The sequence below is a fragment of the Streptomyces sp. A18 genome (assembly GCF_059026065.1).
The window spans coordinates 115278-128842 of sequence record NZ_JBWLKL010000018.1 but is presented as its reverse complement, the minus strand read 5'-3'; the positions used below and the strand labels follow the sequence as shown (position 1 = coordinate 128842).

Sequence of the window (13565 nt, the reverse complement as noted above, 5' to 3'; positions counted from 1 at the left end):
CCTCAGGTGTTGGCCAGCTCTCCGAGCAGTTTCCATGTACGACGTCGGTCCGCCTCGCCACCGAGGTCCGTCACGGTGAACACCACCTCGGTCGCCCCGGCTTCTCGATACCGGCGCACTTCGGCGGCGACTTTCTCCTCGTCGCCGATGACGGCCAGGTCGGCGGCTCGGGTGGCGCCGGAGAGCCCGATGACGCGCTGGTAGGAGGGGAACTGCTCGTAGAAGGAGAGTGATTCGGTCGCGGCCTGCCGTACCGTCTCGGCGTCGGCGGTGACGACGCCGGGCACGAAGGCCACGATGCGGGGCGCGGGGCGGCCCGCGGCCTCGGCCGCGGCGGTGACGGCCGGGACGATGTGCTCGGCGAGCGCGCGCGGACCGGCCAGCAACGGCAGGATGCCGTCCGCCAGTTCACCCGAGACCCGCAGAGCCTGCGGGCCCATGGCGGCCACCAGGAGCGGTACCGGCGGCTCGGCGCCAGGTACGTGTGCCGGCAGGGGTGTGGTGGCGGTGAGCAGCTCGCCGTGGAAGTCGGAGCTGCCCGTCTCCAGCAACGGGCGCAAGGCGGTGAGGAATTCGCGGAGCCGGGCGATGGGACGTTCGTGCGGGATACCGAAGGCCGTCTCGGTCAGCAGTTTCGTGCCGAGCGCGAGCCCCAGGTGGTAACGGCCGCCCGTCGCGGCCTGGGCCGTCTGGGCCTGGCTGGAGACAAGGAGGGGGTGACGGCCGAAGATCGGGATCGCCGAGGTGCCGACCTGAAGTCCCGGCACCTCGCGGCCGACGACCGCGGCGAGCGTGGGGGAGTCGTACGCGAAAGTCTGGCCGAACCACGCGGAGCGCAGTCCGGCTTCGTGGGCCTCCCGCGCGAGTTGCACCGCACTGTCGACCGGGGTGGGAAGTGAAAGCGCTACACCGATGCTCATACTCACGGCAACCGTCCATCGGGTGGCCGCCATTCCGGCTCGTATGTGACAAGCTCATGGCGGCTTGCTGCGTAACGGCTGCCGCTGTGAGCGGAACACCTTGTGGTGAGGGGCCGTGGCTACGGTAGAAATAGGCCCTACCACAGGTCACCGCACCCCTGTGCCCGACGTACCGCCCGTGCGGCGACCTCCTCGCGGCACGACGCGCGTGCCCCATCGCGCGCCATGTCGCCCTGCCGCTCGGCTCACTTCTCCTGTTCCTCCTCCTGTGACAACTGCTTGCGGTGAGCGGGACTTGGAGCGAGACGCTGCCGTTGTAGCCGCGTTCTCCATCGTGCGTCGTGGAGACCTCGATGAACGCGCTCCACACCTTGGCCGCGGGCGGCGCAACCGGTGGAACGTCGTCAAGGACGTCGCCGTGCCATCTGCCCTGCCCCAGACGCTGACCGGCATCCGGCTGGCCGTGGGTGTGGCCTACTCCTCCCCCGCCGAAGCACGCCCGGGTGGGTCTGCGCGTAGCCGCCCGGTGGTGGGCCTGGCCGGAGAGGGGCATGCCATCGCTCTCATCTCTGCGTCCGTGCCTACGAGTTGAGGAACAGCGCCCCGAGTGCCCGCTGCCGACGACACATTCCTGCATCGCCCCGGCGGAGGTCGGACTGGCCCGCGTGACGTGCGACGCGTCGGGCTCAGTCGGTGATGTACCGCTCGCCCTTGAGGTACTCCAGGGTGTAGCTCCCCAGGTCGCTCTCGGTGAAGGTGGCGAAGGACTTGACGGTCCGGCCGCTGGGCGCTCTGGGTCCAGCCGCCGGCCGAGTCCCGCAGGACCGGTGTTTCGGGCAGAGCCGAAGGAGACCCTGACGGATTCGCGGCTTGCCTAGGGTTCCTCTCGTCCGGCCCGCATATGGCGGGTGGAAGCGACTCTCATGAATGACCGGGGGAACACCTATGCGCAAGTTCCACAAGGTTCTTGTCTGCGCCACGACCACGGCTGCCGTCGTGGGTGGTGGCGCGCTGACCGCCGTCGCGGACAGCGTGCCCCAGGCCAGGTCCGCTCAGTCGAGTCAGGTGAAGACCGTGCCTGTGAACGGTTCGGTGGACGGCAAGGCGGCTCCGTCCAGCTGCAAGAAGGGACGCGTCTGTTTCTACACCGGCAAGAACTACGGCGGCAAGCGGTGCTCGCGCGGCGACAGCTTCAAGGAGTGGGGCTCGCAGAGGTGCCGATCGTCCAAGTTCAAGTCCGCGTACAACAACGGCCAGTCGGGACACAAGCCGGATGTCATGGCGTACACGAAGAAGAACTGGAACGGCACGCGATACATCCTCCGCAACAAGGAAGGCGGCAACCTCAACGGGACGTTGGCGATCCGTTCCGTCCAGTGGTTCTGAGCCTTGCGCGGAAGGCCTCTGCAGGCGCTGAAGACGTCGACAGCACCCGGCTCCACACGGACCGCCGGGTGCTGTCGGCGTTCGCGGCTACCCGTAGTTGGGCCGTGTAGTGGCGCACGGCCTCAGGTGTCGCCCCGCCCGCCCGGGCGGCCGTGATCACGGCGAGATGAACGGCTCCGTCAGGTGCGGCGTCGCCAGGTGAAGCGTGGTGGCGGTTTCGCGGGCGAGCATGCGCTCCCTCGAGTGTCTGGCCGCCTCAGGGTCGGTCTCGTGCGCGTAGGCGAGGCCGGGGTGGAGCAGTTGGAGTGCGTGCACCAGGAGGTCACCGGTGACGAGCACCTGCTCGCGCCCGTCGGCGACCAGCACGCTCTGGTGTCCGGGTGTGTGGCCGGGTGTCGCGACCGCGCGCCCGGTGCGCAGCACCGTGTCCCCGTCGAGGAGCCGGAGCCGGCCGGCCGCTTCGAGCGGGTCGGTGAGGGTCTCGCGCAGTTGCGGGTTGAGTGCGTCGAGGGCGTCGAACTCGGCCCGCTGGAGCAGGTATTCGGCGTTCGGGAAATAGGGGCGGCGGCCGTTGGCCGAAGCGTTGCTGTCCATCACACCGTCCACCGTGGGGACGGCGGTCTCGGTCACGACCGCCCACCCGACGTGATCGGTGTGCAGATGCGTGAGCACCACGGTGTCGACCTCGGCCGGGTCGATGCCTGCGGCCGCGAGCGACTCGGGGAGAGCACCGGGCACGGGCGCCCACGAGCTGGCCGGGCCGTCCGCCGGACCGATCCCGGCGTCCACGACGGTGAGGCCCTGGTCGCCGCGGATCGCGTACGCCCGGAACTGGAGTCGCCAGCGGCCCTCGGCGTCGACCGCGCCCGGGTCGTAGCGGTCGGCCTCTGCCCACTGTGTGGCCGTGGCCCCTGGGAAGGCCTCGGCGCGCGGGGAGAAGAACGGGCCCTCGCCGTCGGCGAGGGCGATGATCTCGGTCGAACCGATCCGGAGGCGGGGAACGCTGAGGGACATGGCCGCGATCCTGCCATGCCTGGTACGCGAGGGGTGACTCGCCTCATGCCTTGGTGGTCGGAGTGAGGCGGCCGCGAAGGGACGCCTTCGCCCGGATCGGCTTCGCCCGGATCGGCTTCGGTCACTGGCCGACATCCGAACTCTCCGAGACCGCCTCTGTGCAGGTGCTGGCCAGCCGTGTAGCTCCGACTCAACTGACTCTGATCTGCGGTTGGTTGAGCTGGCTCGACGTATGACGATCGTCGTCGCTACTGTTCCTGCAGTCTGACGCGTTTACAGGGTAGGGGAATGTGACTCGTCCATGGATCAAGATCCTGGCCTGGGCCCTGCTCATCATGGGGCTGGTCTTGTTCGTCAACAACACCGAGGCCCTCACGAACGGCGACGCCGTCGAGTGTGACGGCGATCCGATGAGCCCCGGCCGCTATTGCGTGCGTATCGGCGACGAGTCCCTCAGCTACGACGAGGAGAAGCAGAAGGAAGCCCGCGAAGAGCTCGTCGCCTACACCGGGATCGGCCTCGGCACCCTCGGCATCGCTCTCTTCATCAGTCACGGCATCGCGCGGCGAAGGAGCTGATGCCCCCTGCTCGGCCTTCTGCTCGGCACGCAGCCCGCTGCCTCAGTCGCCGGACTGCTGTCCCCGCCGCGGCACCGTGGGAGTGCTCGCAGCCTCGGCCTCGGCCTTGGCGTCGTTCACCGCGGCGGCGGCCTGTTTCGTGGCCTCGTCGACGGCCGCGGCGGCGTCGAGCGACAGCGTCGATTCCGCCGGGGGTTCTGGAGTCCCGGCTCCGTCCGACGTTTGCCCGGAGCCCGCAGTCGTTGCTTCTTCGGGCTGCGGAGGGGTGGGGGAACCCATCACTGAGTGATCGCCGAACGCGGTGGTGACCGTGCGGACAGCCTCGGTCAGTTCTCCCGGGATCACCCAGAACGTGTTGTTGTCGCTGTTCGCCAAGTGCGGGAGCGTCTCGAGGTACTTGTACGCCAGGATCTTCGGGTCGGCGTTGTTGCGGTGGACGGCCTGGAAGACGCGCTCCACCGCCTTTGCCTCGCCGTCCGCCCGCAAGATCATGGCTTGCTGCGTGCCCTGCGCCTCAAGGATGTCCTTCTGCTTCGTGCCTTCCGCGGTGAGGATCTTGGCCTGCCGCTCGCCCTCCGCGTGCAGGATGGCCGCGCGCTTGTCACGCTCGGCCCGCATCTGCTTCTCCATCGCCTCTTTGATGGTGTGGGGCGGATCGATGGCCTTGATCTCGACGCGATTGACCCGGATGCCCCACTTGCCGGTGGCCTCGTCGAGGACGGTGCGAAGCTGGGCGTTGATCCGCTCGCGTGAGGTGAGCGTTCCCTCCAGGTCCATGCTGCCGATGACGTTCCGCAGCGTGGTCACGGTGAGCTGATCGATCGCCTGCAGGTAGTCAGCAACCTCGTAGGCCGCGGACCGCGGGTCAGTGACTTGGTAGTAGAGCACGGTGTCGATGTTCACCACGAGGTTGTCCTCGGTGATCACCGGCTTGGGGTCGGACGAATAGACCTGCTCGCGGACGTCGAGCTTGGTATTGATGCGGTCTGCCACCGGCATGACGAAGTTCAGGCCGGGCTGCAGCGTCCGGCGATAGCGGCCGAACCGCTCGACGTTGTAGCGGCGCGCCTGCGGCACGATCCGCACGGTGGAGGCCACGAGGAAAACGACGACAATCGCGGCCACAAGAAGCACGATGGCAACCGGATCCACATTTCCTCCATTGCTATGGGTTCAGCCGTTCATGGCAGTTCATGGAAGTCCATGGCCGTTCATGGAAGGAGTTCGCGGGGGTAGACGATGGCGGTGGCGCCTTCGATCTCCATCACGTCCACCAGCCTGCCCACCGGGATCACATGGCTCTCGTCGAGCGTGCGGGCGGACCATTCCTCGCCGGCCAGTTTGATCAGGCCACAGGTCGCCGTGACCTCCTGCATGACCTCGGCCCGCTTGCCGATCAGTGCGTCGCTGCCCTCACGTGTCAGGGGCGGCTGTGCCATGTGACGCAATGCAATGGGCCGGATGATCAATAGTCCCGCTGCCCCTGTCGCAGCGAACGCCACGAGCTGGCCGAGAACGCCGACGCCTACGCCGGCGACTACGGCGGTGACCAGCGCGGCACCGGCCAGCAACCCGAAGACGAGCGTCAGGGTGAAGAACTCCACGGCCCCAAGGGCCGCGGCGGTGAGCAGCCATACGAACCACGGCATCGCATCGGCCTCCCTCAGGGGGATTCTCCTTCCAAGCTACCTTCCGGAATGCCTGACAGAACAGAATTATCCCGCCCGAATACGTGGAATGCCTCCCGCCGCACGAACTGCAGCGCTTGCTGCAGGCCCTCGTACTGTGCCGTCCGCCTTCACTTTCGGTGGCGGAGGTTGTCGTGTCCGGCATCAAGAGGGCGTGAAGATTGCCGTAATACGGCAGTGAATCGTGATGGCCCGGCAGACCAGTATGGGCCTGGCAGGAACGGGGGCCTGGCCCTGGTGTCGGTTTGCGGAAGCATGGTCCGGCACCAGTGCTGGAGCTGTGGAGGCGTGCCGCCCCGGCACGCCTCCACAGCTCCGGACGGGGATGGGGAAGGACGTCATGCGCAGCAGTAGCCTCACGCTACGTCTCCTGGAAGGGGCCTGCGCGGTCATCGTGGCGCTGGGCGCGGTCTATGCGGCGGTCCTGTTGTTGGTCGCCCAGCCTGAAGCGCTGTTGTTCACCTATCGGCGTGGCGGGCTCGCCTCTTTGATCATCGTCTTTGCGGGGGCGTGCGCCGGCTGGCTCTGCCTGCGCACGATCCGTTCGCGGCAACGCCCACGGGTCGCGCTGGTCATCGGCGTCGTGTGCGCCGTCGGACTCCTGACCGTGATGTGGCGGACAACCCGCGGCACGGCGGAAGAGCAGCACGTCACGCCGTCGTCGCCCCCTGGGCGCCTCCAGCCGTCCCAGCCTCCTGACGACGCACCGGGCACCGTGCAGCTCCCTGTGCCGCCGCCCACCTCGGGCCGTGATCAGCCGCCCAGCCCCGGGCCGTGATCAGCTGTGTGCTCGCGTCGGTACTCCTTTCGCCTACCGAGGCGTCTGTACGTCGCCGCTGGTGGACGAGGCCAGAGGGTCGTGATGGGTGAAATCGCCCGGGGGGATTCCCGGGTGGTGGCTGTCCTTTGAGAGCGGGGCCTGGGCGGGTGTCGGGCCGAGGGTGAGGCGGGAGACGATGCGGTAGCGGTCGCCGCGGTAGAGCGAATGGACGTACTCCACGGGTCGGCCCTCGGCGTCGTTGGTCAGGCGCTCGAAGAGCAGGGCGGGGGAGAGCTCGGGGACGTCCAGGAGCTCCGACTCGGCCTTGGTGACGACGGTGGGCTCGATGGCCTGCACCGCCTCGTGGACCTGTATCCCGTGGTGCTCGCGGAGGTGCTCGTACAGGTCTCCGGCCTCCAGCTCCTGGGCGGTGATGTCCGGGACGAGCGCGGCCGGAAGGTGCAGGTGCTCGATGGCCATGGGCGCGCCGTCGACGAGGCGGAGGCGGGCGACGTACACGATCTCGGCCGCGGGAGAGAGACGCAGCTTGCGGCCGACGCGGGCCCCGGCCGGGACGGTGGTGAACTCGAGCAGATGGCTGGACCAGGCGCCGGTCGTGAGCGGAGCCGTGAGCGTCTGCCGGTCGGAGACCAGCTCCTGGGTGATCTTCTCCGGCGCGACGAACATGCCTCGGCCGTGCTCCCGGATCAGGACGCCGGTGGCGACCAGTTCGTCTACCGCGGCGCGCAACGTCGGCCGGGAGACGCCCAGTTCGGCACAGAGAGTGCGCTCGGAGGGGATGGCGTCACCGGGGCTGCGCGACTCGGCGAGTTCCAGGATCACCTCGCGGACTCGCTCCCGCTTGAGGACCGCGCCCGGCGGTTGAGACTCCATGTACCGGCTTCCTCCCCTGAGTTGTTACCTGACCAGTCTGCCACCGGTCGCCCACATTCGACTACTGGTCAAGCGTGGTTTGCTCGGCTTGGCGGTCCAAGAGTGCCTGAAGCTACGAGTGATCGTGCACAAAAGAACTCTGGGACAAGGGACTTGACGGCGTCACTGGTCTATGCCACTTTCATCCACCATCAACAGGTCAGGTATCCAGTTGGTGCCACTGGTCAGGTGGTCGGGTCTCTTTCGCAGAGGTGAACCATGAAGCACCGCTTGCTCGCATGTGTGTCCGCGCTTGCTGCGACCGCCGGGCTCGGCGCCTGCAGCTCTTCTGCCGACGGCGGGGGTTCGCAGGGCGGCAGCACGACGATCGACGTCTGGCTCATGCGGGACAGCGTCTCGGCCGAGTTCCAGAAGGACTTCGTCAAGGGCTTCGAGGCCGCGCACCCCGGAATCAAGGTCAAGGTCCAGATCCAGGAGTGGGACGGCATCGGCCAGAAGGTCACGGCCGCGCTCGCGAGCAATGACGCCCCGGATGTGATCGAGGCCGGCAACACCCAGGTCGCCCAACTCGCGTCGAGCGGCGGCCTCGCGGACCTGAGCAGCAAGGTGGACGAGCTCGGCGGCAAGCACTGGCTGAAGGGCCTGGCGGAGCCCGGCTCGTTCGAGGGCAAGCAGTACGGGATCCCGTACTACGCGGCCAATCGCGTGGTCATCTACCGGACTGACCTCTTCAAGAAGGCCGGCATCGACCCACAAGCCATCAAGACCAGGGACCAGTGGACCGCCGCAACCAAGAAGCTCAACAAGGGTAATACGCAGGGCATCTATCTGCCCGGCCAGATGTGGTACGCCCTGGCCGGGTTCATCTGGGACGAGGGCGGCGACCTCGCCGCCGAGTCCGGCGGGAAATGGAAGGGCACCCTGGACACTCCCGAGGCGATCCGAGGCATGGAGTTCTACAAGGAGCTGCAGGCGCTCGGCAAGGGGCCCAGGGACTCCGACGAGGACGATCCCCCGCAGGCCGACGTGATGGCCAAGGGAAAGGTCGCCCAGGTCATCGCCACGCCGGGGAACGCCAATGTGATCACCGAGACCAACCCCGAACTCAAGGGCAAGCTCGGCTTCTTCCCCATCCCCGGCAAGACCGAGTCGATGCCCGGCGCGGTGTTCACCGGTGGTTCCGACCTGATCATCCCCGCCGCCTCGGCGAAGCAGGACGCGGCCCTGACCTTCGTCAAGGAACTCACCGGCGACAAATGGCAGCGGAAACTCGCCGTCGCCATGAGTTATGTGCCCAACAAGACCACCCTGGCCGATGCCGTCGCCGACGATCCGGGCGCCGCGGCGATGGCCGTGGGCGCATCCAAGAACAGTCATGCCACCCCCAACACCCCGGGCTGGGCGGCCGTCGAGGCCGAGAACCCGATCAAGGACTACATGACCGCGGTCATCACCGGCGGCAGCGCTGAATCCGAGGCGGCCAAGGCGTCCGAGGCGATCACTCGCGCCATGAACACCGGTTCCTGAGCGGAGCATCAGACCGATCTGCCGTACCAGACCGAGCCGCACGACACCGAGAGGAGCAGCGCCGTGCCGGTCACCCGTGAACGGACCGCACTCGACAAGATTTCTGTCACGGGCCCGGCCGCGCGCCCGGCCTCGGCCCGCACGCCCCTCCGCCCCCGCAGTCTGTGGCCGTACGTGCTGATCGCCCCCGCTGTCCTCGGCACCCTCTATCTGCTCGTCTACCCGTTGATCCGCGCCCTGCTGATCTCGGTTCAGGACTTCGGGCTGCGTCAACTCATCCTGGGAGAAGCCGAGGTCGTCGGCCTGGCGAACTATCGGACGCTGCTCACCGATCCCCGGTTCTGGGAGGTCGTGCGGCGCACCTTCCTCTTCATGGCGATCAATGTCGTACTGATCATGGTGATTTCGACCCTGGTGGCCCTGATGGTCGAACGACTGGGGAGGCTGGGCCGGACCGTGGTGCTCAGCGCCCTGGTGCTCGCCTGGGCGATGCCGGTGGTTGCGGCCACCACTGTCTTCCAGTGGCTCTTCCACTCCGAATTCGGCGTCGTGAACTGGGCGCTGAAAGGGATCGGCCTCGACTCCTTCGACCGCTACGCATGGTTCGCCAACGGCCCGGCCTCCTTCGCCATCCTGGTGCTGCTCATCGTGTGGCAGTCAGTGCCGTTCGCCGCGATCACCATCTACTCTGCGCTCACCACCGTCCCTGCCGAACTGTATGAATCGGCCCGCCTCGACGGTGCGAACGGTCGGCGGATCTTCCGGTCCATCACCTTCCCGATGATCCGCCCGATCTTCATGCTGGTCCTCTCGCTCGAAGTGATCTGGACGTTCAAGGCGTTCGTGCAGATCTGGGTGATGACCCGCGGCGGACCGGGCGACGCCACCACGATCCTGCCGGTGTACGCCGTCCAGACCGCGCTATCCGCCCAGCACTACGACCTCGGCGCCGCTGCCTCCATGGTCACCGTGGTGCTGATGTCGGGGGTCCTGATCGCCTACTTCCGCCAGATGTTCAAGCAGGAGGCCGAACAGTGACCCGCTCCCGGATCCGCCGGATCCCCCTCCATGCGGCAGCGACGCTGACCGTCCTGATCTGCCTGTTCCCCGTCTACTGGATGATCAGCACCGCGTTCAAGCCGACCAAGGACATCCAGTCCGAGAACCCCCGACTCGTGCCCTACACCTGGACGTTCGAGCACTTCCGCACGGCGATCGACGCCGACGGGTTCGGCCTGTTCTGGCGCAACAGCATCCTGGTCACCGTCAGTGCGGTCCTGCTGGCTCTCCTCGTCGCGCTCGGCGCCGCCTTCGCGGTGGCCCGGCTGCAGTGGGGCGGGCGACGGCAGTTCATGCTGATGATCTTCATCGCACAGATGGCGCCCTGGGAGTCGCTGATCATCCCGATCTACATCATCTCCCGCGACACCGACATGCTCGACCGGCTGCCCACCCTCACCCTTGTCTACTTCATGATCACGCTGCCGTTCACCATCGTGGTGCTGCGCGGATTCATCGGCACCATCCCACCCGAGCTCGAAGAATCCGCCCAGGTCGATGGCTGCACGCGACTCGGAGCTTTCCGTCGCATCGCCTTCCCGCTGCTCGCGCCCGGCCTGATGGCCACCTCGCTCTTCGGTTACATCACCGCCTGGAACGAGTTCGCCTACGCCAACTTCCTCATCATCAAACAACAGGACAGCCGCACGCTGCCGGTGTGGCTCTCCTCCTTCCAGAACACCTTCGGCACCGACTGGGGCGCCACCATGGCCGCCTCCACCCTCTTCGCCCTGCCCGCCCTGGCGATCTTCCTGCTCCTGCAGCGTCACGTGACCTCAGGCTTCGCTGCCGGCGCCGTCAAGGGCTGACAGGCCACGCCACCCCATGCCCCCGACCGCTCCGCCCCACGCCCCGCGTGCACCCCACCACCATGGAGGCCGCCCCGTGCCCGCACCACGCCCCGAGATCTCCCTGGTCCCGCGGCCCAGCCGGTTCACGCCCCGGCCCGGCGACTTCACCCTCGACCGGGAGACGACCCTGCGGGTCTCCGCCGGAGCCGAGCCCGCCGCCGACCTCCTGCGCACTCTGCTGGCCCCGGCCACCGGGATGCCGTTGCGGCCCTCTCCATCGGGTGAGTTCATCCTTGCCCTGGATCCGCAACTCAGGGGCTTGGGAGAGGAGGGGTACGGCCTGACCGTTGCCCCGAAGGGTGTGCTCCTGCGAGCCGCCCACCCGACCGGACTCCTGCGCGGTATCCAGACCATCCGCCAACTCCTCCCGCCCGAAGCCCTGTTGGCCACCGAGCAGCAAGGCGTCGCTTGGCGGCTGCCCTGCGCCGAGATCACCGATGTCCCGTGCCACCCCTGGCGCGGCGCCATGCTGGACGTGGCCCGCCACTTCCAGCCACCCTCCTTCGTCCACCGCTACATCGACCTTTTGGCCTTCCACAAGCTCAACGTCCTGCACCTGCATCTCACCGACGACCAGGGCTGGCGGATGCCCAGCGCCGCCTACCCGCGGCTCACCGAGATCGGTGGCCACCGGGCCCGATCCATGACCGGGCCCGCGGGCAGCACGACGTACGACACCACACCCCACGGCGGCAGTTACACGCGTGCGGAGCTCGAAGACCTCGTGGCCCATGCGGCCCGGCGGGGCATCACCGTCGTCCCCGAGATCGAGATGCCGGGCCACGCCAGGGCCGCCCTCGCCGCCTACCCCGAGCTCGGCAACGACCCCACCCGGAGCCTCGACGTCTGGACCGACTGGGGCGTCTGCGACACCATCCTCGGTGTCCACGACCAGGTCCTCGACTTCTGCCGCACGGTGCTTGACGAAGTCATGGAGATCTTCCCGTCCTCGTACATCCATGTCGGCGGCGACGAGTGCCCCATCACCGAATGGGAGGACAACCCGGCCGCCCAGGACCGGATCAAGGCCGAGGGGCTGAGTGGGACCGAGGCCCTGCACGGCTGGTTCATGGGCCGCATCGGCGAGCACCTGCGCGCACAAGGCCGCAAGCCGGTCGGCTGGGCCGAGACCAGCACCGCACTCCCGCCGGGCTTCACCGTGATGACCTGGCGCGACCCCGCGCACGCGCTCGCCGCCGCCCGCCGAGGGCATCAGGTCGTGACCGGCCACTACCGCGCGACCTACCTCGACTACGCCCAATCGGACGATCCCGGCGAGCCGCCCGCCCAGCCCGGCCCCGTCGTGAGCCTCCGCGCGGTCCACGCGCACGACCTGGCCCCCAAGCACTGGGAGCCGGAGCTGGCCTCTCGCATCCTGGGCACCCAGGGGCAGTTGTGGACCGAGTTCGCCACCACCGCCGACCACATCGAATACCTCGCCTTCCCCCGTCTCTGCGCCCTCGCCGACCGCGCCTGGCACGGCGAGACCTCCTGGTCCGACGACTTCCTGCCCAGGATGCGCAGCCACTCCGCCCGCCTGGACGCCCTCGCCGTCAAGCACCGCCCCCTGACCCCGCGGCCCACCACGGCCGCGGACGCACGAACGGCACAGCCCGCGCCTCCGCGCTAGAACGAGGCGCGGCAGAACACCTTGACGCAGTTCCGTAACCCCCCCCCCACAAAGGAGAAGACACCGTGTCTGGAAAGCACCGCAACGCAGGCCGACGCCTGCGGATTGCCCTGGCCGTCGCCGCGGCCACCGGACTCGCCGCATCCGCCCTGGCCGTCAACGCCAGTGCCAGCAGCGGCAGTGCGGGCACTGAGGGAGCGAAGGCCGCCGCCGGAGAGGCTCTCTTCGACGACTTCAACTACAGCTCGCACACCGACCCGGCGATAGCCGCTCACGGCTGGACCGTCCGCTCCAACTCCGGCGGTCCCGGCGTCCCCGGCGCCACCTGGGCGCCCGAGAACATCACCTTCGCCAAGGACGGCGACAACTCGGTGATGAACCTGGAGACCTCCACCGCGGGCACGGCGGAGTCCACCCGGCAGACCGAACTCCTCAGCAAGTCGATGAAGTTCAAGAACGGCACCTATGCGGCTCGGGTGAAGTTCTCCGACGCACCCAGGTCGGGCCCCGACGGCGACCGCGTCGTCCAGACCTTCTTCGCGCTCAACGATCTCACCGCCCCCATGGCCGACGACTACTCGGAGTACGACTTCGAGTACCTGCCCAACGGCGGCTGGGGCGAGCCCGCCAACATCCTCTACACCACGTCCTGGGAGACCTACCGCCCCGACCCCTGGGAGGCCGTCAACCAGCACACCGAGTCCCGCACCAGCTTCGCCGGCTGGCACGATGTCGCCTTCACCATCGACGACAACGCCATCAAGTACTACCTGGACGGTCAGCTCTTCGGCACCCACGACGCCAAGTACCTGCCCGAGCGTCCCATGGGCATCTACTTCAACCAATGGCTGATCGACCTCGCGGGCCAGACCTCCACCGAGCCCCGCTCCTACGACCAGCAGGTCGACTACGTCCTGCACATCAAGGACCAGGTCCTCAGCCCTGCCGAGATCCAGTCGAAGGTGGACGGCTACCGCTCGGCCGGCACCGCCTTCGAGGACTCCGTGCCCGCCACAGGCGCGGCCGGCACCAAGAGGGGTGACAACGCCTCCGGCAACCGCTGAGGCAGCACACCGATCCGGCGGCGGGCCGGACCACCACACGTGGTCCGGCCCGCCGCGTTCACCGTGCAGTGCGGTCCCGCGGAACCTGTCGGGCGGCGAGCACGGCACGGCCCTGGGCGCGGCGGAATCCGCGGAGGTATGAGCGCGGAGTGTGAAGTGCATCCGGTGGTGGTCAAGATCTGCCGGGTTACGGG

12 protein-coding genes and 2 pseudogenes are annotated in these 13565 nt (G+C 68.0%); 9 read left to right on the top strand and 5 right to left on the bottom strand.

The annotated features are described in order from the left end of the window. Nucleotides 1-2 precede the first annotated feature (2 nt). Complete coding sequence (locus AC5P1C_RS26045) at nt 3-920, bottom strand: LLM class F420-dependent oxidoreductase (RefSeq protein WP_493868347.1); 918 nt, start codon at nt 918-920, stop codon at nt 3-5. 388 nt (nt 921-1308) lie between these two features. Here AC5P1C_RS26045 and AC5P1C_RS26040 point away from each other — a divergent pair. Both AC5P1C_RS26040 and AC5P1C_RS26035 read left to right on the top strand, forming a co-directional pair. Next, nucleotides 1309-1404: pseudogene (locus AC5P1C_RS26040) on the top strand (ABC transporter permease); the annotation flags it as partial. 461 nt (nt 1405-1865) lie between these two features. Next, nucleotides 1866-2306, top strand: a complete 441-nt coding sequence (locus AC5P1C_RS26035) for a peptidase inhibitor family I36 protein (protein ID WP_493868346.1) — start codon at nt 1866-1868, stop codon at nt 2304-2306. Nucleotides 2307-2462: 156 nt separating this feature from the next. Here the strand turns inward: AC5P1C_RS26035 and AC5P1C_RS26030 are convergent, their stop codons facing one another. Continuing rightward, nucleotides 2463-3320, bottom strand: coding sequence for an MBL fold metallo-hydrolase (locus tag AC5P1C_RS26030; protein ID WP_493868345.1), 858 nt, complete (start codon nt 3318-3320; stop codon nt 2463-2465). A gap of 290 nt (nt 3321-3610) precedes the next feature. Here AC5P1C_RS26030 and AC5P1C_RS26025 point away from each other — a divergent pair, with 290 nt between their 5' ends. After that, the gene (locus AC5P1C_RS26025) at nt 3611-3898 is read left to right on the top strand and encodes a hypothetical protein (RefSeq protein ID WP_493868344.1); all 288 of its coding nucleotides are present in this window, start codon (nt 3611-3613) and stop codon (nt 3896-3898) included. Nucleotides 3899-3940: 42 nt separating this feature from the next. Here AC5P1C_RS26025 and AC5P1C_RS26020 read toward each other — a convergent pair whose 3' ends face one another. Continuing rightward, nucleotides 3941-5050: an SPFH domain-containing protein gene (locus AC5P1C_RS26020; protein ID WP_493868343.1), complete on the bottom strand. Its 1110-nt coding sequence runs from the start codon at nt 5048-5050 to the stop codon at nt 3941-3943. Between the two features lie 59 nt (nt 5051-5109). Beyond that, nucleotides 5110-5547, bottom strand: a complete 438-nt coding sequence (locus AC5P1C_RS26015) for an NfeD family protein (RefSeq protein ID WP_493868342.1) — start codon at nt 5545-5547, stop codon at nt 5110-5112. Nucleotides 5548-5926: 379 nt separating this feature from the next. On the opposite strand from AC5P1C_RS26015, the gene AC5P1C_RS26010 reads away from it, so the two are divergent. Further along, nucleotides 5927-6364: a hypothetical protein gene (locus tag AC5P1C_RS26010; RefSeq protein ID WP_493868341.1), complete on the top strand. Its 438-nt coding sequence runs from the start codon at nt 5927-5929 to the stop codon at nt 6362-6364. Nucleotides 6365-6397: 33 nt separating this feature from the next. On the opposite strand, the gene AC5P1C_RS26005 is transcribed toward AC5P1C_RS26010, so the two are convergent. Further along, nucleotides 6398-7240, bottom strand: a complete 843-nt coding sequence (locus AC5P1C_RS26005) for a GntR family transcriptional regulator (RefSeq protein WP_493868340.1) — start codon at nt 7238-7240, stop codon at nt 6398-6400. A 258-nt stretch (nt 7241-7498) separates the two neighbouring features. On the opposite strand from AC5P1C_RS26005, the gene AC5P1C_RS26000 reads away from it, so the two are divergent. From AC5P1C_RS26000 to AC5P1C_RS25980, 5 genes and pseudogenes are all read left to right on the top strand, one after another. Further along, nucleotides 7499-8767 (top strand): extracellular solute-binding protein, encoded by a 1269-nt coding sequence (locus AC5P1C_RS26000; RefSeq protein WP_493868339.1) that lies wholly within the window; start codon nt 7499-7501, stop codon nt 8765-8767. 63 nt (nt 8768-8830) lie between these two features. Beyond that, a complete protein-coding gene (locus AC5P1C_RS25995) occupies nt 8831-9805 on the top strand; it encodes a carbohydrate ABC transporter permease (protein WP_493868338.1) in 975 nt (324 codons plus the stop codon). After that, entirely contained in the window at nt 9802-10635 is an 834-nt protein-coding gene (locus AC5P1C_RS25990; protein WP_493868337.1) for a carbohydrate ABC transporter permease, read from the top strand. Before AC5P1C_RS25995 ends, AC5P1C_RS25990 begins: the two co-directional genes overlap by 4 nt. A gap of 76 nt (nt 10636-10711) precedes the next feature. After that, on the top strand, nt 10712-12307 hold the full coding sequence (locus AC5P1C_RS25985; protein WP_493868336.1) for a beta-N-acetylhexosaminidase: 1596 nt from the start codon (nt 10712-10714) through the stop codon (nt 12305-12307). Between the two features lie 212 nt (nt 12308-12519). After that, nucleotides 12520-13371, top strand: a pseudogene (locus AC5P1C_RS25980) (glycoside hydrolase family 16 protein); the annotation flags it as partial. Between the last annotated feature and the right edge of the window lie 194 nt (nt 13372-13565).